The organism is Anabaena sp. 4-3 (assembly GCF_001597745.1).
Lineage (GTDB): Bacteria > Cyanobacteriota > Cyanobacteriia > Cyanobacteriales > Nostocaceae > Trichormus.
Genome location: NZ_LUHJ01000026.1, coordinates 23,658 through 43,611, shown reverse-complemented (window position 1 = coordinate 43,611; position 19,954 = coordinate 23,658). Strand labels below are relative to the sequence as shown.

General features: G+C 41.4%; 16 protein-coding genes and 1 pseudogene. 6 read left to right on the top strand and 11 right to left on the bottom strand.

Annotated elements, in window-relative coordinates; genetic code table 11:
- Window positions 1-9: 9 nt before the first annotated feature.
- From atpD to A3775_RS06740, 5 genes are all read right to left on the bottom strand, one after another.
- Window positions 10-1,458, bottom strand: coding sequence for a F0F1 ATP synthase subunit beta (gene atpD / locus A3775_RS06760; RefSeq protein WP_066379693.1), 1,449 nt, complete (start codon window positions 1,456-1,458; stop codon window positions 10-12).
- Window positions 1,459-1,746: 288 nt separating this feature from the next.
- Entirely contained in the window at window positions 1,747-2,682 is a 936-nt protein-coding gene (locus A3775_RS06755) for an alpha/beta fold hydrolase (RefSeq protein ID WP_197480102.1), read from the bottom strand.
- 22 nt (window positions 2,683-2,704) lie between these two features.
- Window positions 2,705-3,529 (bottom strand): SDR family oxidoreductase, encoded by an 825-nt coding sequence (locus A3775_RS06750; RefSeq protein ID WP_066424328.1) that lies wholly within the window; start codon window positions 3,527-3,529, stop codon window positions 2,705-2,707.
- 158 nt (window positions 3,530-3,687) lie between these two features.
- On the bottom strand, window positions 3,688-4,335 hold the full coding sequence (locus tag A3775_RS06745; protein WP_197480101.1) for a pentapeptide repeat-containing protein: 648 nt from the start codon (window positions 4,333-4,335) through the stop codon (window positions 3,688-3,690).
- A 241-nt stretch (window positions 4,336-4,576) separates the two neighbouring features.
- The gene (locus A3775_RS06740) at window positions 4,577-5,071 is read right to left on the bottom strand and encodes a hypothetical protein (RefSeq protein WP_066379705.1); all 495 of its coding nucleotides are present in this window, start codon (window positions 5,069-5,071) and stop codon (window positions 4,577-4,579) included.
- A gap of 344 nt (window positions 5,072-5,415) precedes the next feature.
- Here A3775_RS06740 and A3775_RS06735 point away from each other — a divergent pair.
- Window positions 5,416-5,736, top strand: a pseudogene (locus A3775_RS06735) (RNA-guided endonuclease InsQ/TnpB family protein); the annotation flags it as partial.
- 181 nt (window positions 5,737-5,917) lie between these two features.
- Here the strand turns inward: A3775_RS06735 and A3775_RS25365 are convergent.
- Complete coding sequence (locus A3775_RS25365) at window positions 5,918-6,085, bottom strand: hypothetical protein (RefSeq protein ID WP_369817210.1); 168 nt, start codon at window positions 6,083-6,085, stop codon at window positions 5,918-5,920.
- Between the two features lie 453 nt (window positions 6,086-6,538).
- Window positions 6,539-7,438: a heterocyst differentiation master regulator HetR gene (gene hetR, locus A3775_RS06725; RefSeq protein ID WP_066379710.1), complete on the bottom strand. Its 900-nt coding sequence runs from the start codon at window positions 7,436-7,438 to the stop codon at window positions 6,539-6,541.
- Between the two features lie 419 nt (window positions 7,439-7,857).
- Between hetR and A3775_RS24950 the strand changes: the two genes are divergently transcribed.
- Window positions 7,858-8,049, top strand: a complete 192-nt coding sequence (locus tag A3775_RS24950) for a hypothetical protein (protein ID WP_066379713.1) — start codon at window positions 7,858-7,860, stop codon at window positions 8,047-8,049.
- A 776-nt stretch (window positions 8,050-8,825) separates the two neighbouring features.
- On the opposite strand, the gene A3775_RS06715 is transcribed toward A3775_RS24950, so the two are convergent.
- The 4 genes from A3775_RS06715 to A3775_RS06700 form a co-directional block, all read right to left on the bottom strand.
- Window positions 8,826-11,135, bottom strand: a complete 2,310-nt coding sequence (locus tag A3775_RS06715; RefSeq protein ID WP_066424323.1) for a DMT family transporter — start codon at window positions 11,133-11,135, stop codon at window positions 8,826-8,828.
- Between the two features lie 605 nt (window positions 11,136-11,740).
- A complete protein-coding gene (locus tag A3775_RS06710) occupies window positions 11,741-13,021 on the bottom strand; it encodes an inorganic phosphate transporter (protein WP_369817209.1) in 1,281 nt (426 codons plus the stop codon).
- A gap of 179 nt (window positions 13,022-13,200) precedes the next feature.
- On the bottom strand, window positions 13,201-14,247 hold the full coding sequence (locus A3775_RS06705) for a zinc-dependent dehydrogenase (RefSeq protein WP_066424322.1): 1,047 nt from the start codon (window positions 14,245-14,247) through the stop codon (window positions 13,201-13,203).
- A gap of 65 nt (window positions 14,248-14,312) precedes the next feature.
- Entirely contained in the window at window positions 14,313-14,492 is a 180-nt protein-coding gene (locus tag A3775_RS06700; RefSeq protein ID WP_066379720.1) for a hypothetical protein, read from the bottom strand.
- A 237-nt stretch (window positions 14,493-14,729) separates the two neighbouring features.
- Here A3775_RS06700 and A3775_RS06695 point away from each other — a divergent pair, with 237 nt between their 5' ends.
- The 4 genes from A3775_RS06695 to patX all read left to right on the top strand — a co-directional run bounded on the left by A3775_RS06695 (window position 14,730) and on the right by patX (window position 19,584).
- A complete protein-coding gene (locus tag A3775_RS06695; RefSeq protein WP_066424321.1) occupies window positions 14,730-15,806 on the top strand; it encodes an RNA-guided endonuclease TnpB family protein in 1,077 nt (358 codons plus the stop codon).
- 118 nt (window positions 15,807-15,924) lie between these two features.
- Window positions 15,925-17,385, top strand: a complete 1,461-nt coding sequence (locus A3775_RS06690) for a serine/threonine-protein kinase (RefSeq protein ID WP_066424320.1) — start codon at window positions 15,925-15,927, stop codon at window positions 17,383-17,385.
- 90 nt (window positions 17,386-17,475) lie between these two features.
- Window positions 17,476-19,242: an FAD-dependent oxidoreductase gene (locus A3775_RS06685; protein WP_066379732.1), complete on the top strand. Its 1,767-nt coding sequence runs from the start codon at window positions 17,476-17,478 to the stop codon at window positions 19,240-19,242.
- Between the two features lie 111 nt (window positions 19,243-19,353).
- Window positions 19,354-19,584: a heterocyst-inhibiting protein PatX gene (gene patX / locus A3775_RS06680; protein WP_066379735.1), complete on the top strand. Its 231-nt coding sequence runs from the start codon at window positions 19,354-19,356 to the stop codon at window positions 19,582-19,584.
- Window positions 19,585-19,954: the final 370 nt, after the last annotated feature.

The following is a 19,954-nucleotide window of genomic DNA, read 5'->3' as shown; positions in this document are numbered from 1 at the left end:
GACTAATTTCTAGCCTTTGAGTTTTTCAGCTTTGGCGATCGCTTCGTTGATGTCGCCTACCAAATAGAAGGCTTGCTCTGGCAGATCATCCAATTCACCAGATAGAATCTTCTGGAAGCCTTTGATGGTGTCTTCCAACTTCACGTACTTACCAGGGGAACCGGTAAATACTTCCGCTACGAAGAAAGGCTGAGACAAGAAACGCTCAATCTTCCGCGCCCGTGCTACGGTGAGACGGTCTTCTTCAGACAATTCATCTAGACCCAAGATAGCGATGATGTCCTGCAATTCTTTGTAGCGTTGTAGGGTTGCTTGTACAGCGCGTGCAGTGTTGTAATGTTCGTCGCCTACAATGTTGGGTTGCAACATGGTAGAAGTAGAACCCAGAGGATCTACTGCGGGATAAATACCCTTAGCTGCCAAGCCACGAGATAGTACAGTTGTACCATCTAAGTGAGCAAAGGTGGTTGCTGGTGCGGGGTCGGTCAAGTCGTCCGCAGGTACGTATACAGCTTGAATTGAGGTAATAGAACCTTCGGTAGTGGAGGTAATCCGCTCTTGCAGTTCACCTACGTCAGTACCCAAGGTTGGCTGATATCCTACAGCAGAAGGCATCCGACCTAACAGTGCGGATACTTCAGAACCAGCTTGTACGAACCGGAAGATGTTGTCAACGAACAGCAATACGTCTTGCTTGTTCACATCCCGGAAGTATTCTGCCATTGTCAAACCAGACAAACCAACGCGCATTCTCGCTCCGGGTGGTTCGTTCATTTGACCGTAAACGAGAGCAATCTTAGATTCGTTGAGGTTGTCTTTGTTGATTACCCCAGATTCAATCATTTCGTTGTAGAGGTCGTTCCCTTCACGGGTACGTTCTCCCACGCCAGCGAACACAGACACGCCACCGTGTTGAGTTGCGATGTTGTTGATCAACTCCATCATGATCACGGTTTTGCCCACACCTGCACCGCCGAACAGACCAATTTTACCACCACGACGATAGGGGGTGAGCAGGTCAACGACCTTAATCCCTGTCTCGAATACGGATGGTTTGGTTTCTAGGTCAGTTAGCTTAGGCGCGGAACGGTGGATGGGTAGAGTTTCCTCGTTATTGACTGGCCCTTGGTTGTCTACGGGTTCGCCCAGGACGTTGAAAATTCGACCGAGGGTAGCTTTACCAACGGGTACGCTAATGGGTGCGCCTGTATCAACAACTTCCAAACCACGCACTAAACCATCGGTAGAACTCATAGCAACGGCGCGAACTTGGTTGTCGCCCAAAAGTTGCTGTACTTCGATGGTCAGGTTGATTTCTTGTCCAGCTTCGTTAGTGCCTTTGATGGTCAAGGCGTTGTAGATTTGCGGTAATTTGCCGCCGGGAAATTTTACGTCTACAACCGGACCAATGATTTGGGTAATGTAACCGATGTTTGTTTTTTCTGCGGTGGTGACCATGCTGCGCCTAATGATTGAAGCTATATTTCAGAATGGGTCTTACAAGACATAAGATTATGCAATGTCATCTTTAACTGTAGCACCGGAGGGGGACAGAGTTCCGTTAGCAATTCCTTAAAAAACAGTTCGCTGACTTTCTTCCCACCAGCTTGATTGAATGACCCAATTGTTAATCATAAATTGATTCTGAAGTTTTAAAACCTAGAGGCGAAATTAAGGTAATGCTGCACTAGCAGCTAGGGCAGCAAGGTGGGTAATTGCTGTATCTGCACCGCTTAGGATAATTGACTAATAAAGGGTGCGATAAGCGAAGCTTAAGCCTTCGGCGATCGCCTTTGATATTGGCGAAGCGATCGCTTGCACAAATTCCGTAGTAGACTCATAAGGTAAAACATTTCGCCCTGGTATTTTCACCCCTGTACTTTGCGGTAAACAAGCTAGGTACTCAGCCAAGCGATCGTCAGGTGTTTCTGTTTCGCCTTCTTTGCTAATACTAGATGCTGCTTCTCCCATCACTACCAGCGTCGGTTGCTGGATAGCAGCCATTACACTCCTATAATCTTCTCGCCAAAATCCAGCTAAAAACGAAAATACTGCGTGGCGACTGTCTGGGTTAACTGCACCTGCAACTAAAGTATTTAACCATTCTTGATCAACAGCATCGGCTGAAGCAAACAGTTGACGAGTAGAGAAAGAACTCAAAAACTTAGGAGTGCGTGCATAGCGATAAAAAGCACTACCAACTGGTGAATCAAAAATATTCCACAATAGTTTTTGTCGCCATGCTGGTATCTTTTTACTAATCAAAGGCCAAGATGGAGGTACTGAAAGTACCAAACCAGCAATTAAATTTAATTCTTGTTGAACTAATTCCAGTCCTATTGGTAATGAAGCACCTTGCACTACTAAAATTACAGGTTTTTGAATAACATTTTGTAAAAAGTATCTTAACTGATTTGCCCAATCTCTAGAAGTATAAACTACACGAGGTTTATCACTTTCACCACATCCTAATAAATCGGGATTATAAATTATATTCTTGTTACCTGTATTCAACCATTCATCACAAAAACGTTGCCAGAATTTTCCTGATAACCCCACCCCAATGGGCTGAACTAATAATAAAGGAATGCTGTCAGGCTGAGAATTGCTATGTTGATGTACTGTATATGCACAGCGATAATTCTGCCAAGTATAAAACTGGGTAGATGGAGATAATTGCATATTTCCTAAGATTTACTGTTTACTAAAAAATCATCTGAGGATGGATTAACTTATATCCGGCTGCTTTGATTTTTTCATTAGAAACTTTAGCATTATAGGGACGGTTACTCTGAGTTGTATCATCCCAAGTTACTTGAGGTAAATTATATTTTGCTAATAGAGTATCGAGTAATTCTTTACTGGTGAGATGGGCATCGTCTACTAAATTATAAAGACCTTGTAATTGGTGTTGTCTAGCAAATTCTATAGCTGCCACAATATCATCTAAATGAATCCAGTTGGTGACATCACTACCATTACCAGGGCGGGTTGTACCAGGAACTCGGCTAAAGATTTTCATCAGTTCTCTGTCTATACCATAAATTCCGCCCAAGCGCAAGATACAAACGCGGAGATTTTCACTAGATGCTGCTAGTAAAGTGTCTTCTGTGGCTTTCAGGATTTCTCCGTTACGATTGCTAGGTTGAGGTGGGGTTTCTTCATCTACCCATTCGCCATTCCTCTCACCATAAACAGAATAACTGCCTGTATATATTAGTTGTTTAACTGTAGAATTTTGTTCTAAAACTGAAACTAAAGTTTTAGCAGTGTTTAAATAAGTTTCTTCATAGACATCTGCACCTTTTGCACCCACACTTAACAAAACAACATCTTGATTTTGTAGTGCTGATGTTAATCCCTCTAAATTATTGCCTTTAGTTACTATAACTTTGTCAGCTAATGTTTGTAATGTGGGAACACGCTCAGGTGTAGTGGTGGTGACGGTAACAACAAAAGATGAGTTTTGCTGCCAATATTTAGCAATTGCACAACCAACATAACCACAGCCAATAATTGTAATATTCATGCTAATTAAGGAATGGGGGACGGGCGATAAAAAAGAGAATGACTAATGACCAATGACTAATGACTAATGACTAATGACCAATGACTAATGACCAATGACTAATGACTAATGACTAATGACTAATGACTAATGACCAATGACTAATGACTAATGACTACTTAACGATGAATTACACCATCAGGCATAATTGCACCGGCTAAGTTAGCACCTATTAATTTTACCAGTAGGCGATCGCCTGAGCGAATTCGCGCCCCTGTTAAGTCAGCACCACGCAAATCAGCACCACTCAAATCAGCACCAATGAGGTTGGCAGCACGTAAATTAGCCTCTCTCAAATCAGCTAACAGTAAATTGGCTCGGAATAAATTAGCCTCTGATAAATCTGCACCTCTCAAATTAACTTTGTGCATGAAGGTATCACTGAGATTCGCACCGCTTAAGTTAGCATAACTGAGATTCCTGCCAGATAAATCTCGATTACTGAGATTAGCTCTGCTGAAATCTTTACCACTCAAATCTGGATTTGGGTTGGGTGGCTGATAGTTTTTCGGTGCTGTTTTTTTCGGTTGAGGTTTGGGAGAATGATGAATATGTTGATGCTTACCATTTAAAGAGCGCAACCTATCACGCGCCTCATTAATGGCTTTGAGTTTTTCTTGTGCTTTCTGTTGTAAGCGGGTGTTATCTTTAGGTAGACGATCTGGATGCCATACAAACACCAAATCTTTATAAGCTTGGTTAATTTCCTCCAGGCTTGCTCCTGGTTCTAATTCCAATACCCTATAATACCGCTCCAGATCGCTCATAAGATGTGTTAATGGAGAATCAAATTATTTTCAGACAAATGTAGCCCTCCATATATTTAAATAGGACTGGGCAGCACCGTAGTAACTATTTGTACAGTTTTATTCTACGGTAAAAAGTTAGCACTCAGAGATTATATTCAGCCTATCGCAACCTGCTAAGGCTATCAATAACCTTTTATACAAAAATTCTCTACTCCTTTTGATCTGTAAAATTCTCAGTTGTGAATTCTACATTTTTGCATTATCTTTCTATCTGTCGGTTTCTCCATCTATTAATGGCTCGCCAATATGCCGATATTGGTATTTGATAAACTTCTATAAAAATCCAAATAATAATTGATAAATGTGATAAAAAAGTTAATATTGTCCAAATATATGGCAACCAACTAATAGGATCATGAGAACTAGGAGGGAAATAATAAGCTACTATACCAATTAAAAATGTGGGTAGAAAGATAAAACTAATTGCTGCCAAGCCATAACCCCAACCTAGTTCTACACCTTCTAACTGCACCTCTGACCAATTCAACCCATTCCACCGCCACATCAAAGGAGGTTGTCGAGAAGGCATCTTAATCTGTTGTTGTTCCACATTAACAGTAAAGATTTCGTGGCAGAAATCGCAACCCATCGCTTCCATCAATGGGATGTGAGAAATCTTACCTACCCGGCAGACTGGACAGGGATAAACACCTTGAGGATCAAAAGGTTCAGAGAAGATTTTAGACCTGGGCATAATCAAACTAGGTTGTGCTTAAGAGTTAATTAGACAGATGCACAAGTAGGTTAAAATTAGTACAGCGTTAGAATTTTTCCGTCTAGTTTTTGATCATCCTCATCACCCACACCACAACACAAATAGATAAATCTGGTATCTCCAGCTAGATAAGCAACAAACTTTGCCTCCCAGATTTGTAATGAGTTTATCGCTTTTTTGCGACGTTGTGCTGGTCTTGACGCTACCAAATCAATCTGTTATCTTTATCTTCACATAAGGCATACATTAGCTTTTTTAGCTTGAACCGACAGAAGCCCCACGTCTGACACGAAGTGCAGCGTGAGATGAATGGCGGGATGATGGCACAGCGTAAAGTGTCTAGACGCAACAAAAGTTCTAATCGTCGTAAAAAAGCTATCCAAAAACTCGGTAAGCAGCACAAAAAAGTTGCTGATACTCGTAGAGATTTCCACTTCAAGACAGCTAAAGCATTGCTAGGCAACTATGATGTCATAGCTGTTGAAAAGTTGAATATCAAAGGACTAGCTCAAACAAAATTGGCTAAAAGCGTTAATGATGCCGGATGGGGGCAGTTTATAATGATACTTTCAAACAAAGCCGAAAATGCTGGTTTGAAAGTAATAGCTGTAAATCCAAACGGCACTAGCCAAGAATGTTCTAACTTTTGTTTTCTGGTTGGTGCTACTTTGTTGATTTAGCTAGCTTTGATTAGACTCGTTTTCGCCACCGAGTTGTCTTGATTATTTCCCGACCTGTCGTATTTCACTCAACAATTGAGTCGTCCTGTATCTGCGGATATTCTACCTGAGACAATTCAATTATACCAAAAAGCCTAACTAGAAGTTAGGGGAACCTCAAACCCAAATTTTCGGTAAATTTAGTTGCTAGTTTAAAACCCGTAGCCTTAGCCGTTGGGCGTAAAATATCGGCAACAACAGGGGTGGGTGCAGAACCTACCCCTATTTGTTGTGCAGCGTGAAGGTTTGTAGTGAGGGCTTGAGCCGCTTGCAAAACCCAGCTTATATGAGTTATGTTCGTTTGATTTTCCAGCCGGGCTAGCAACAATTTTGGGTAAAATTTTTACTTTTCCTGAGCGGAAGGTGAGATCATCAAGGTATTTGTTGGTATCCTGTCTAAGAGTCAAGTGTGGAATGTTTGATGCAACAATTCTGTTCATCTTACGTCTAAAAGACAAAGACAAGCAAAAAGTGTATACAAGCAAACATCAGACAGCAGTTGACTAAAATCAAAAAGCAAAATTACTTACCTACCTTCTTCTACGCTCAGGAAAAGGTTGCAGCAGGCATTGGTTGACACCAAGGAGTGATGATTGGGATGAGCAGTTGATATTAGTAGCAATCGGGATATAGAATTTCTGCTGAATGGTAGTTGAAACAATCAATGTTCGGCCAAATTATGGTTTTAATTCACAAGCATTTGAAAAACTTTCTATTCCCTGAGTGATTAGTCCTCTTTTTTGCCAAATACCATCTGTAAAATCATGGGAATACCCCCTGCTTGGTGATACTTATCTGCCCAAGCGCGGACGATTTCATCCAGTTCTTCCATTGCTTGATCCCATCGCTCTGGCGGAATATCCAGTTCTTCTACAGCGCGCATGACATTGGGTGTGCGTTCTGCCCAATCTTTCATCATGCGGAAGTATCGGGCGGTATCTTCTACCATGATGTAGGTGCGCTCTTGTTCATCTGCTGGGGCATAGAATGGACGAGTTAGAGCGTAAAAGGGCATTCCCCAAGGTGAGTCTATGCGTGTCACTGTGCCAGAGTAGAGCAGACGACGTTTAATATGCTCTCCTAAAGCCTCACTTAACGGCATTTGATGTTCTGGTGGTAAGTCTTCTTGCGATCGCCGATGCAAAAATTCGATTAACTCAATAAACTCGAAGGAGGTGACTAACTGAGCATCTGGGAGATTACTGGGTAGTTTCTGCTCTAGTTGCTTTTTCTCTTCACTGGTAAGGCTTGTGCCTGGAATGCGCGATCGCCCTGGTTGCCAAGGAAACTTTTCCATCCACACATAGGGGAACTGAATTAGATAGCGAGGTTCTTGAGAACCCAGCGTCTTCAGCAGTTTGCCCTCCATCAGAGCTTGTCTGACTTCCTCAACGATAATTTTGACTCGTTTCGGCTCTAGGTGGTGCAAATGCCCCGTCATGCGTAGGTTCTGCCCCTGCTCTAGATATGTCATGTATATGGCACACTTAGCTGCTGTCGCTGCTGCATCTAAAAACGCCCCATGTCTATGCCCGCTTGTCCGCATGGCACTGAAAGCCAGGTATAGCATGATCTGATCCATTGCACTGGGACCAAGACGTTTGATCAGATCGATGTCATTACTCATATTACAAATAGTTGAATAGCACGCTTATTAGTCTAAAAAAGTAGTAGGTCTACGCCTTAAGGAAGGTGTTTTCTTCCCTTGAGAATGTATATTATGGTCTTGCTAAAGGATAATTAGTAGCCAAAGTGTTGATTCCTCCACGCTGTAATTTCTAATAACCAGTAACATGGTTGTTACTGTCTTTATCCCTGTATCTTACCGAAAAATCGCCAATTACCTGCCAAATTTTCTCCATGATAGCCTTATCAGTTAGTAGCGAACTATATAATGGTTCTAATAAGTAACCTACAAGGACTTTTGACAGTATCCGGATTGTCTGTGTCCTTTATCCAGTCATCCTCTTTTTTGCTAATCTCACTACATTTTTTCTGTCTTAACTCTTGGGTTGCTCGGAGAGCAAAAACAGATTACTGGAGTCTATGACCAGAACCTCGATACTAACGGTAACTTTCCGACTCTGGATATTTTTGCTAATACATATATTTCCAGAGGTAACAGAGCCGAATATGATGAGAAAGTCACCTACCAACCCAGTTAACGCTCATATAATTCAAAAGGCGTTGTTACCTACCATGCAACCTGCAACTATCTTTGATTTCGTTGCAGTCTAGGCAGTTGGTTGGCGCGAAGGTCATAGATGCTAAATCAGGCAGATAATCTTACTTGCAGCTTTGCAATTGCTTTTATTTCCTCACAACATGATATTCCATATTCAGTTGTCATTTGATTTAAATTGTATGAATTAATCTATTCTTAATTTTTTTTGGCTTAATATTGAAAAAATTTATGATTATCCCTGGATCTATCAATTCTTAAAGTCATGATTTGATGACATTTAACTGAAAACCATCTCAGTTGTAAACCGTGATTATATCAATTTATCCTAAATATTTTTGGTTGATTGCTAGTGGGATCTACAGTAGTTGGCGATAAAACAACATATCATGCTTAGGGATCAAAGCCAGATATCAAAACAGTTTTGATTCTGACTCGCCTGACCCCCATTGATTGCTGTATATTTTACAGCAGATTTGGGATAAATGAGGTACAAATTTTATGAACAAAGCTTTATGCCAAGAGACTTTCAAACCTGTTCCCTGTTCCCTGTTCCCTGCTGTAGCTATGCTGTGTTGTTGATATCGTTGTTGTTAACAGTTTTTTGTGAAATCGAGAAAAAAGAGTAATTTGTAACTGAACTTGAGAACACTCCTGTGATAAAAAAGCAGAGATGTTCTGCCAGTGGCAACGTAAAATCTTTGGTTAAAGTTTTACGGTAGGATAATTTGCTTGAGAACAGTGAAACTTGACTGATAGAGGCAATGATTTTTTAGCTAGTTACTTTTACCTTTTTGGTCTAGGCTGACTACTGTGGTGCATTCGAGTTTCTTCAACCGGGTGATTGAGTTTGATTTCGCTTGGTGACGAAGTTAAAAGCTGCGGCACCAAAAGTGACGCATAAAACTCCGAAAATCTGGACGATGCTCAGGCTCTCTTGCAGCATCAATCCGGCAAAAATTACAGTTAAGATAGGTACACCAGCACCAATAATAGCTGAACGCGATGCACCTAGTTTGTTAACTCCAATGTGATTGGATACATATCCCAAGAGAGTTAATACACCCAAAATAGCAGCAGTTAAAACAATCTCTAGTATCTTAGACGGGTCAACTGCTAAATTCCAAGTGTTTGGTAAAGGTAACATCAAAAATACAAAGCTCAAAGCTAACATGGTGGCGAAGTTAATGAAAGTCAAAGACACTGGATGTATTTTGGCAGCGCACACCCTGGTGAGTAGTAAGTAGCAAGCGAAAGCGACTCCAGCCCCAATTGCTGTGAACCCACCGAAGATATTATTGCCGATCCCAGTAGTTGTAAGTCCAGCAAAGACTAGCAATTGTCCGCAGAAAATTGCGCCGAGGGCGATGGTACGAAATTTACTAGGGCGATCGCGCAGCAGTAACCAAGATAAGATGACATTAATGAGCGGGTAAATAAAGAACAGTGCGATCGCTGTGCCTGTAGCAACTTGACCAATAGCTAGGTAAATTAAAACTTGAGATAAAAACAAAAAGCAACCACTAGCAATGATCAATTGCAAATCGCTTTGTTTTTTCACACGAGTATTCGAGCGATTTTTCCCAAAAGATTCCTTAATATTTTGTAAATCTTGCCAAACTTGGGGGTGCATCATGGGAGCTAACAGCATCATCAGTGGTACAACCACCATCAAGCGTAAGGTGAGAATTAACATAATATTCCCCACAGTAGGCGAGATTAAACCTTCTAACACCAACCCTGTGGACATTTGAGATGTTTTATAAAACATCCCCTTGATGGCGACGTTATACAGCGATGACATCACTGTAGAGGACACAATCAACAAAAAGCCGATTTGGATAGGTGATAAACCAGATTTTCTGGGGCTTTGAGATGCTGGAGGTGGAGTTGATCCCCGGCGTGGTTGTGATGCTGGTGCTGGAGATGTCTGACTGGCTGATAAATTTCTGTTGAGTACAGAAATCGGTTCCTTAGCGGTAGTAGGAGTAGATGAAGATTGCGCCGGGCTGCTAGAGGTTTCCTGATTGAGTACAGAAATCGGTTCCTTAGCGGTAGTGGGAGTAGATGAAGATTGCGCCGGGCTGCTAGAGGTTTCCTGGTTGAGTACAGAAATTGGTTCAGGAACTTGTTTTGTTTCTGGTGCTTGAGATAGTGGGTTATGAAGTACAGAAATTGGTTCTGGGGGTGTTTCTGTAACTGGTGGTGTGTTAGTTTCGCTGTTTGAAGAAATTGTAGTCTTGCTTGTAACTGATTCTGAAGGCTGGTCTGCCGATGGTGAGACAATGATTGGTGATGGTGATGTGGGGGCAGACTGGCTGATGGTGTGACTCTGAGTAGACTTTTCCCTGAGAGTAGGAACTGACTCAGTGCGAGTGTGTTCATCTTCCTCTACAGATGACGGTGTTTGTTGAGGAGTTGAAGGACGTAACTCAGCAGGTTGCAACACAGTTGGTGGTGATACACTTACCACTGGCGCAGAATTAGACGGTGGCAGTTCCCCAGGTTGCAATACTGTAGGGGGTGACACTTTTGCTGCTATGCGAGAGGTTTCTTGGATGGTTTTTGTCAATCCCTCACGCATTTGATCAATAAAATCATCTAGAATCTTTTCTCCTTCCTGCTGTTGACTGTACATCCTAGACAACTGCTGGGAAAGATTGTTTTGATAGTTCTTGAGTTCTTGTTGTAGGGAATTAAAGGCGATCGTCAGGTTATCATCCAGAGTACCTAGGATTTTTTCAGCTTCCTGAGAGTTCTCATGAGCAGGGTTAATGCTTTGAGTTGACTTGAGTGCTGCAATTTGATGCTCTGTTTGGCTAGTGATAGCTGCTAGCGATGATTGCAGTTGGGAACAGATATGCTTGGCTAGAGCTTCTGACAATTGACGGATTAACACCTGCTGCTCAGTAATTCGCCGGACTTCTTGTAAATGTTCTTTTTCTTCGATCAGCTGGTGAATTTCATCTGTTAAACGGTCTTTTTCAGACTGCAACCGTTTAATTTCTTCTTGTAATGATCTGAGTAAATTTTGCTGGAGACTTTCTAAATCTTCCACAACAGCCCATAAAGCTGTTTCTGCTGCTCTAGATATTTCGCCTCGGACTCGTGGGTTGTCTGGCCGCTTTTCAAATCGCCCCATTAGCTTCTAACCTCTATACACCTTGACGATAAAGCTGCTTTGTGTGAATTTGCTGAGTGTTCATTCTGATTTCCACCGATTGTGTCAGATAAACTCAAAAATTTTAACAGCATTTACGGATATCAAATTCATTTGGTCATGGCTAACTCAGTGTTGGTAAGCATATAAATTTACTCACAGCCGATTACACTGAGTTTGTTTCAATGTCGCACACCTGAATAGCATCAGTCTGAGTTCATTATTCAGTGCCTAAGTGAGATTTTCTGCACAATAAAATAACTCACCTAATATAAATACTTATTATTTTTGTAGCAATACTAATTATCAGCTTATTGCAAGTCAGTACCTGAGTACAAGAGAATTGTTTAATTTGTTATATTTAGGGAAAATTGCTCAGAAATGTAGCTAGGAGAACAGTTTCTATCTTTGATATTGGGATGATGGAGTTGGTCGTACTGAAATTAAAATCATCCCATACCAAACATTTTAATTAATTAATTGCCATTTTGGCAAAATACTTCTTAACTTTGTAATTTCAGTAGATATGGGCGCAGTTAAATTAGCAAAGATAATAGTTAAACATGACACATCACGAGAATTGATATTTACAGCCAGAATATGCGCGCGATATTAAAGATCACAGCACTGAGAACTGCACTCACAGGAACAGTCACTAGCCAAGCTGCGGCTATACCTTTGAGGGTTTGGAATTTCACGGAATTTATATCTTGTACCAGTCCAATACCGACTACACCACCAACTAGGGCGTGAGAGGTGGAGACAGGTAAACCCAGGCGGGAGGCGAGTAAAATAGTGGTGGCGGTGGCAAGTTCAGCACAGAAGCCACTACTGGGTTGTAAGGAAATAATATTTTCGCCGATAGTAGCAATTACTTTTTTACCCCAGACGGCTAGACCGGCGACAATCCCAGCACCACCTAGGATTAAAATCCACAAGGGAATAGTCATGCTGTTTGTGGGTACTTGGCCTGTGTGATCAATATAAACGATCGCTGCTACAGGTGCGATCGCATTTCCCACATCATTAGAACCATGTGCAAACGCCACAAAGCAAGCACTGAGGACTTGAAAGCGGGCGAATAGGTATTCGGGATTGGGGACTGGGGACTGGGGACTGGGTAAAGGCTTTTCTTCCTCCGCTTCTTCTAACTGTCGCCAACTAATCATAGTCAGTGCAACTGCGGCGACTGCACCTATTACCAGGGGGATGTCGTGGGGTGGGATGTGAATTCCCAGTTGTGCAATTAAAAAATTGTTGATGGGTTGAGTGAACAGAGGTAGAACAATTACCCCAAATACTCCAATGAGGACTGTACTTAACCAGGGTATCCACTCTTGTAGTTGTTGAATTTGCTGTGGTTGATCCAAAATCCAGTGTTTGATTTGACTATAAAATAAAGCGGCGATCGCTCCACTGATAACTGGTGTTAAAATCCAACCAATAGTGATTGAACCAATTGTTGACCAATCAATCGCCCCGACTCCTAAAGCTACCCAACTAAAACCTGCGATCGCACCGACAACCGCATGGGATGAGGATACAGGTAAACCCCGTGTTGTGGCAATTTGTAGCCACATACCACAAGAAATCAATACTGTCAACATCCCAATAACTAAAACTTGGGGTGTAGCTGCAAATAAATCTGGTTTGGCTACTTTAGTTGCTAGGGTAGCTGTCACTTGATGACCAAATAAAACCGCACCAGTGAATTCTAAAACTCCCGCAATAATTAGTGCTTGCTTGAGAGTAATAGCTTTGGAACCAACAGAAGTTCCCATTGCATTGGCAACGTCGTTAGCTCCAAGATTCCAAGCTACATAGAAGGCTAGTATGGCTACTATCAGTAATGTAATCGATATTTCCATATAGGGGGGCAGGGGGTCAGACCAATTCAAAATTCAAAATTCAAAATTCAAAATTCAAAATTCAAAATTCAAAATTCAAAATGGGGATGGTTGACTGTTGATTGTTGACAGTTGACAGTTGACAACTGGGTAAAATTTATTCTCCTCATCCCCCCAGTCCCCAGTCCCCAGTCTCCAACTTAAGGATAAATGAGGATTTTATAAGTTTCTGGCGTAGGTGCGATCGCTTGGTCTACGGCTGCTGATAAATCTTGTAATGGGTAGCGATCGCTGATTAAAGCTTGCACATCGATGCGACGATTAAATACAATGTCTGCCGCCAGATTTTGCAGACGATAGGAGGAACTATAGCTACCCATTAAGTCGATTTCGCGACGGTAGAGAATATTGGGATTAATGGGAATTTCTACCTCGTCGGGAAATTCGGCAAAAAATAGGATTTTGCCGCCTTTACGGGTACAATCAAGGGCTTGAAAAAAAGCTTTATCACTGGGGACAGCTAATAGTGTGACATCAACACCTAGTCCACCAGTGAGACTATGAATTTTAGCAGCTAAATCGGAATCACGAGCATCAAAAGCGGCTTCTGCACCGACACTGAGAGCTTTTTCTATTCTAGACGGTAATAAATCAGTGGCGATCGCTTTGCCCCCGAAATACTTCACCAACATCACAAACATTAAGCCAATTGGCCCTGCACCAGTTACCAATACCGTTTGTCCGGGGACAATTTGGGCTTTTTTGACAGCTTTTAAACAACAGTTGGTAGGTTCGACAAAACTGGCTTCTTCAAAACTAATATCGTCGGGGATCGGGATTAACCCACCATTCTGCACAATATGACCAGGAACTTTGACATACTCAGCAAAACCGCCACCACTGGGGTTAAACCCTGCTGTTGTCGAGATGTTTTTGTAAACATCGCACATAGAGAAATTATCATTCATGCAGTAAGCACAACGCATACAGGGGATATGGTGCATAACTGCTACCCGTTGTCCTACTTGCCAACCTACCACATCTGAACCGACTGCGGCGATCGTGCCGGCGGTTTCATGTCCAAAAATGCGCGGTGGTTCATAGAGAGGATAACGAATTTTTTTAATATCTGACTGACATAGACCGACTACTTGCACCTGTACCAAAACTTCATCTGCTTCCAGACTCGGTACGGGGACTTCTTCGTAGGAAAGTTGATTTACACCTCTAAATACCTGTGCTTTCACGTTGATTTTTCACCGCTCAACGTTACTAGATTTAACATTTCTCGCCTACGTTAAGCTATAAAGTTTTAAATTTCTAATTCCGACGATAAAACCTTGCTGGTAAATTCTAGTATCTGTTTACTCAGACATTTAAGTAATTCAATCAAAGTGAGGGGAGTTTTTTTGTAATTTTGGGACTGTCCCCGCAATACCTCAACCATTGTTTCTGGATAGTCATCGAAGTTGACAATTAAATAGACAAACATATACACCTATACATAAATATATAATTATACAGGTATTTTTATGTTTAAGCAGTATGAATTTGCTGAAAAAATTGGAGTATCGGTTAAAACCTGGCAACGATGGGATAAGAGCGTTAAACTTTCAGCTAAAAGAATATTCTCAAGAAATAAAGAAAAATCTTCAGAAAGCTATTAACAAAGCTGTACAGGAGCTAACAAACTCAGACAAGAAAGAAATTAAGTGTTGAAAAACTAGCAATGCTTTTAGCCATTAAAACAAAACTTAAGTTGAGCAAATCTCAAAAAGTAATAATGAGTAAGCACGCTGGTATTGCTAGATTTACTTACAATTGGGGTATTGCTACTTGGAATAGTTTTGTTAAAGATGGCTTAAAACCCAATAAATATCTGCTCAAAAAATTCTTTAACAATTATGTAAAACCTGAATTTACATGGATTAAACAAAAGGGAATTTGTCAAAAGATAACTCAATATGCTTTTGATAATTTAGGAGCAGCATTTGATAGATTTTTTGCTGGTAAAAGCGGTTATCCAAAATTTAAAAAGAAAGGGAAAGATGATTCTTTTACAATAGATGCTAGTGGTAAACCTATCCCCGTAGGCGGTAAATCAATTAAATTACCCACAATTGGATGGGTTAAAACTTACGAAGGTTTACCTCATACAGCTTGTAAAGCTATTACCATATCTAGAATCACTGATAGTTGGTATGTTTCTGTTGCTTATGAGCAAGAAACTGAAATAACCGAAAAACAGCATGATGTAGTAGGAGTTGATTTAGGTGTTAAGGAATTAGCAACTTTATCAACTGGAGTAGTGTTTCCCAACCCAAAACACTATAAATATCATTTAAGGAAGCTCCAAAATCTTTCTAGAAAACTTGCTAGAAAAGTTAAAGGTTCTAGCAATAGTAATCAAGCTAAAATCAAGCTAGCTAAACACCACGCCAAGATAGCAAACCTAAGAAAAAACACCCTTCATCAAATAACTACTTATTTATGCAAAAACCACGCCAAAGTAGTTATCGAATATTTAAATGTTTCGGGGATGTTATCTAACCATAAATTAGCTCAAGTAATTGCTGATTGTGGGTTTTATGAGTTTAAACGGCAGTTGGAATATAAGGCTAAAAAATTTGGCTGTGAAATAATCATTATTGATACATGGTATCCATCTAGTAAAACCTGTTCAAATTGTGGGCATATTCAAGATATGCCACTTCAGCAAAGAACTTACAATTGTGAAAATTGTGGTTTTTCAATAGACAGGGATTTAAACGCAGCAATTAATATATCGAGGTTGGCTAAACCTTGAAAGCTTACTGAGGGATAACTGCTCCCATGCTCCCGATGAAGTAAGAAATAAATATCTAGCTTTGTCTAATATTTATATAGCAGTTAAAATACAGACATTCTTGTGTGCGATCGCCTTTATGTTGGGTCAGTTATTAGACGGACGCTATAAAATTACCAAAGTCTTGGGTGCTGGTGGTTTTGGTCAAACCTTTATTGCCGAAGACACAAAACTTTACAACAGTCTGTGTGTAGTCAAACAACTTAAACCAATGGCAACCGATCCGATGACATTACAGGTTGCTAGGCGGTTGTTTCAATCAGAAGCACAGTTACTACATAAGTTAGGGAACCACGACCAAATACCCCAACTATTGGCGCACTTTGAAGAAAACGAGGAATTCTTTCTCGTGCAACAATTTATTGATGGGCATCCCCTCAGTGATGAACTCACCCCCGGAAAACGACTGAGCGAAGCCTATACTATCTCCCTGTTGCAAAATATCCTACAACCCTTAGCCTTTGTCCATCAAAATCAAGTCATTCACCGAGACATCAAACCACCAAACCTGATCCGCCGTAATAGTGACGGCAAAGTTGTACTAATTGACTTTGGCGCAGTTAAACAAATTAGTACACAGGTAGTAACTGGCGAAGGCGTAACTAAAATGACTGTAGGTATTGGGACAGCTGGTTATATGCCCAGTGAACAGAGTCGGGGTAGCCCCAGGTTAAGTAGTGATGTTTACGCAGTCGGAATGATAGGCATTCAAGCTTTAACAGGATTAATGCCCCATCAATTAGAAGAAGATGTACAAACAGCAGAAATTGTCTGGCGACACTTGGTACAAATCAGCCCAGCCCTAGCAGAAGTATTAGACAAAATGGTACGCTACGACTTTCGGCAACGCTACCAGTCGGCAGTAGAAGCTTTAGCATCTGTACAGCAATTGGGCAGTCCTTACGCACCAACACAGACAACAGCGCATCCAGAACATACACCAACGCTACCTGTTGAACCCTCACAACAGCAACCGATTAATGTTGAGCCTACCCTGTATTCTCCACCGCCCACAGTTCCAGAACAATATCGTCAAGAAATTCCGCAACCCTCTGTATCTCCTGCACCGGCGGTATCTACCCAACACCCAAACATCGGACTAGGATTTTATTTGCAATGGGTGTTAGTGAATGTCATGGGTTTAATAGGAGGATTTATTTTTGCAGCGATCGCCTATGCAATAGTAGAACCTATCTTCGGTAACATCCTAACTTATCAAACTGTAGCCATAACAATGGGCTTAACAGTAGCTTATATGCAATTATTAGTCCTAAGACGACACATACCCATCTCAGAAAAGTCGTGGCTATTAGGAACTACATTAGGTACTTGTATCTCCCTTCTCCTAAGCGGTGCTTACCCCGAATATTCCCTACTTTTAGTAGGCCCCATAGTAGGGATCATCCAATGGTGGATACTGCGGCGATATGTTGAACAATCAGGCTGGTGGATTTTAGTTAATAGTTTATTTGGTTGGATAGGCGGCATTATTTCAGGAGCAATATTAGTTTTCCTCTTAAAAAATCCCAAAAACTCCTAAAACCCTCCGCGTACCTCCGCGTTCAAAAAAATCAACCTCAAATCAGCAATAATAACCTCTCATAATCCAAAAATCCAGAGAGGTTAAAACATGACACATCAAACATACACAGCCGATATCTTAGTCGTAGGTGGTGGAACAGGAGGAACAGCTGCGGCTATCCAAGCAGCACGACGGGGTGCTAAAACTATCCTCGTGAGTGAATTTCCCTGGTTAGGAGGAATGCTCACCTCAGCCGGAGTATCTGCGCCAGACGGTAACGAACTCATAGCCTTTCAAACCGGGTTATGGGGTGCATTTTTGCGGGAATTGCAGCAAAAACAGCCAGGAGGACTAAATAACAGTTGGGTGAGCTTTTTTAGCTATGATCCCCGTGTAGGAGCAGAAATTTTTGCTAATTGGGTACGCGAATTAACAAATCTGCATTGGATTTCTGGACAAATACCACTAGAAGTTTTACAGCAAGACAACTGTATTACTGGTGTGCGGTTTGCAGATTTTACTGTGCAAGCCAAAGTGATTCTTGACGGTACAGAGTTAGGAGATTTATTAGCCTTAGCAGAGATACCTTACCGTTGGGGTTGGGAATTGCGATCGCAATGGCAAGAACCCAGCGCACCCCTTGAGTTTAACGATATCACCAGCAAATATCCCGTACAAGCACCCACTTGGGTAGTAGTGATGCAAGATTTTGGCGCAGATGTCGCCCCAGAAATTCCCCCGTCCCCTAATTATGATCCGGCGTTGTTTGTTGGAGCTTGGGAAAACTACGGTGCAGAGAAATTCTTGAATTATGGACGCTTGCCGGGCAATCTATTTATGATTAACTGGCCGATATGCGGTAATGATTACGCTGAAGGAGTAGGACGATTAATCGAGTCTAATCTATCTAAGAGTGAGTTTTTACAAGAATGTCGTTGGCACAGCCAAAATTTCGCCCATTTTATTCAAAATCAGCTTGGTCGCCGCTATGGTTTAGCAGAGCAAGTTTTTCCTCATGATTATCCAGCCTTTGCCCTGCATCCTTATTTTAGAGAAAGTCGCCGCTTGGTAGGACTGACCACAATTAGAGAACAGGATATTTTACCAGTCGCCGGGGGTAGGGTAGCAGCTTTATTCCCAGATGCCATTGCTCTTGGTAATTACGCCAACGACCATCATTATCCCAACTTCAATTTGCCACTACAACCAAAATCGATCCGTTGGGGAGGACGTTGGACGGGAACACCTTTCACTATTCCCTACCGTTGTCTAGTTCCCGCTACCACAGATGGACTATTAGTTTGTGAAAAGAATATTTCTGTTTCTCATATTGCCAATGGCGCAACTCGATTACAACCCGTAGTTTTGGGTATTGGTCAAGCGGCGGGAATGGCTGCTGCTATGTGTGTAGAGTTGAATTGTCAGCCACGAGATTTACCTGTAAACGCTTTGCAAGCGGCTTTATTACAAGACCAGCAAGCACCTGCGGCTATCATACCTCTATTTAATCTTCTGCCTAATCATCCAGAATGGCAGCAATGGCAATTGTATTACTTAAATGAACCTCAAGTCTACCCCCCAAGTGGTAATTGTCCCGCTTCATCTGTGGATGAGTATGACCACTCTGATTCTGATCAGGCGTTAACAGGGGAAACTGACTGCTTTACAGGCGTTCTGGATATTGTCAATCCGCAAGATTATCGTTTCACTGTGACTGCTCCTGCTGCTAGTGTAGGGCAGACTTGGCAGCTTGTCACCTGGCGATCGCATATAGACGCGCAGATGCAAATCTTAACTGATAAGCAACAGCTGACTGTTTGGGGTCGCATAAATCAAGCTGGTAACTGGTTATTAGTTGAAAAGCTGGCATTATAGACTGTTTCTGTTTTTTTCAGTAAAAAGCACTACTTTTTTTAAAATTTGTCCGGACTTATTCCATAGAAATCAGTAGCAGTAGTTAAGAAAGTTCACAAGGAGATGTCTGTGATGCGTGCTGCTGTTACTTTTTTAATTTCTAGTCTGGTGTTTGGTTCACTAGCTGTTGATTACCAAAAAATAGTCAATCAAAATTCCCTCCTCCCCTCGGCTAATTCGCCAGATATGATTTCACTCAGACCTAAATCTCAGCGTAATCTGCCAGAAGGTGCTAAACCTGTTCGTGGTAGTGGACGGAGGAATTTAATTGAATCCCAAGGGAATAGCCTTGTTAATATGTAGTAATTGCGGTTTAACGCCTGTGTGTGGTAATATCAATATTTATCTTGAACAAACAAATTCAAAAACTGTTCAACCTTTTTAACAAACTCTTTAAGCACAAAAAAACTTTTTAATCTGGCATTACCAGCACCCAGGAATTCGCCACCTGGAATCATAGAATCTCCATTCTTGAAAACAATGTGTAACTGTTGATTTGATTTCAAAATCTCATCCACATTGGTAATTTATATCAAGTCCGCTTAATGACTTACGATATGTCATTGCGAGTGCAACGAAGTGAAACGACGCAATCACCTGAATTGTGGGATTACTTCTCTTCGCTATCGCTACGTTCGTAATGACAAGTATTTAGCCGGACATGATATTATAG

What these genes read in the sequence shown, in the direction of transcription:
- atpD (WP_066379693.1), bottom strand. Translation starts at nt 1,458, where the DNA reads ATGGTCACCACCGCAGAAAAAACAAACATCGGTTACATTACCCAAATC.
- A3775_RS06755 (WP_197480102.1), bottom strand. Translation starts at nt 2,682, where the DNA reads ATGCAATTATCTCCATCTACCCAGTTTTATACTTGGCAGAATTATCGC.
- A3775_RS06750 (WP_066424328.1), bottom strand. Translation starts at nt 3,529, where the DNA reads ATGAATATTACAATTATTGGCTGTGGTTATGTTGGTTGTGCAATTGCT.
- A3775_RS06745 (WP_197480101.1), bottom strand. Translation starts at nt 4,335, where the DNA reads ATGAGCGATCTGGAGCGGTATTATAGGGTATTGGAATTAGAACCAGGA.
- A3775_RS06740 (WP_066379705.1), bottom strand. Translation starts at nt 5,071, where the DNA reads ATGCCCAGGTCTAAAATCTTCTCTGAACCTTTTGATCCTCAAGGTGTT.
- hetR (WP_066379710.1), bottom strand. Translation starts at nt 7,438, where the DNA reads ATGAGTAATGACATCGATCTGATCAAACGTCTTGGTCCCAGTGCAATG.
- A3775_RS24950 (WP_066379713.1), top strand. Translation starts at nt 7,858, where the DNA reads ATGACCAGAACCTCGATACTAACGGTAACTTTCCGACTCTGGATATTT.
- A3775_RS06715 (WP_066424323.1), bottom strand. Translation starts at nt 11,135, where the DNA reads ATGGGGCGATTTGAAAAGCGGCCAGACAACCCACGAGTCCGAGGCGAA.
- A3775_RS06710 (WP_369817209.1), bottom strand. Translation starts at nt 13,021, where the DNA reads ATGGAAATATCGATTACATTACTGATAGTAGCCATACTAGCCTTCTAT.
- A3775_RS06700 (WP_066379720.1), bottom strand. Translation starts at nt 14,492, where the DNA reads ATGTTTGTCTATTTAATTGTCAACTTCGATGACTATCCAGAAACAATG.
- A3775_RS06695 (WP_066424321.1), top strand. Translation starts at nt 14,730, where the DNA reads ATGCTTTTAGCCATTAAAACAAAACTTAAGTTGAGCAAATCTCAAAAA.
- A3775_RS06690 (WP_066424320.1), top strand. Translation starts at nt 15,925, where the DNA reads ATGTTGGGTCAGTTATTAGACGGACGCTATAAAATTACCAAAGTCTTG.
- A3775_RS06685 (WP_066379732.1), top strand. Translation starts at nt 17,476, where the DNA reads ATGACACATCAAACATACACAGCCGATATCTTAGTCGTAGGTGGTGGA.
- patX (WP_066379735.1), top strand. Translation starts at nt 19,354, where the DNA reads ATGCGTGCTGCTGTTACTTTTTTAATTTCTAGTCTGGTGTTTGGTTCA.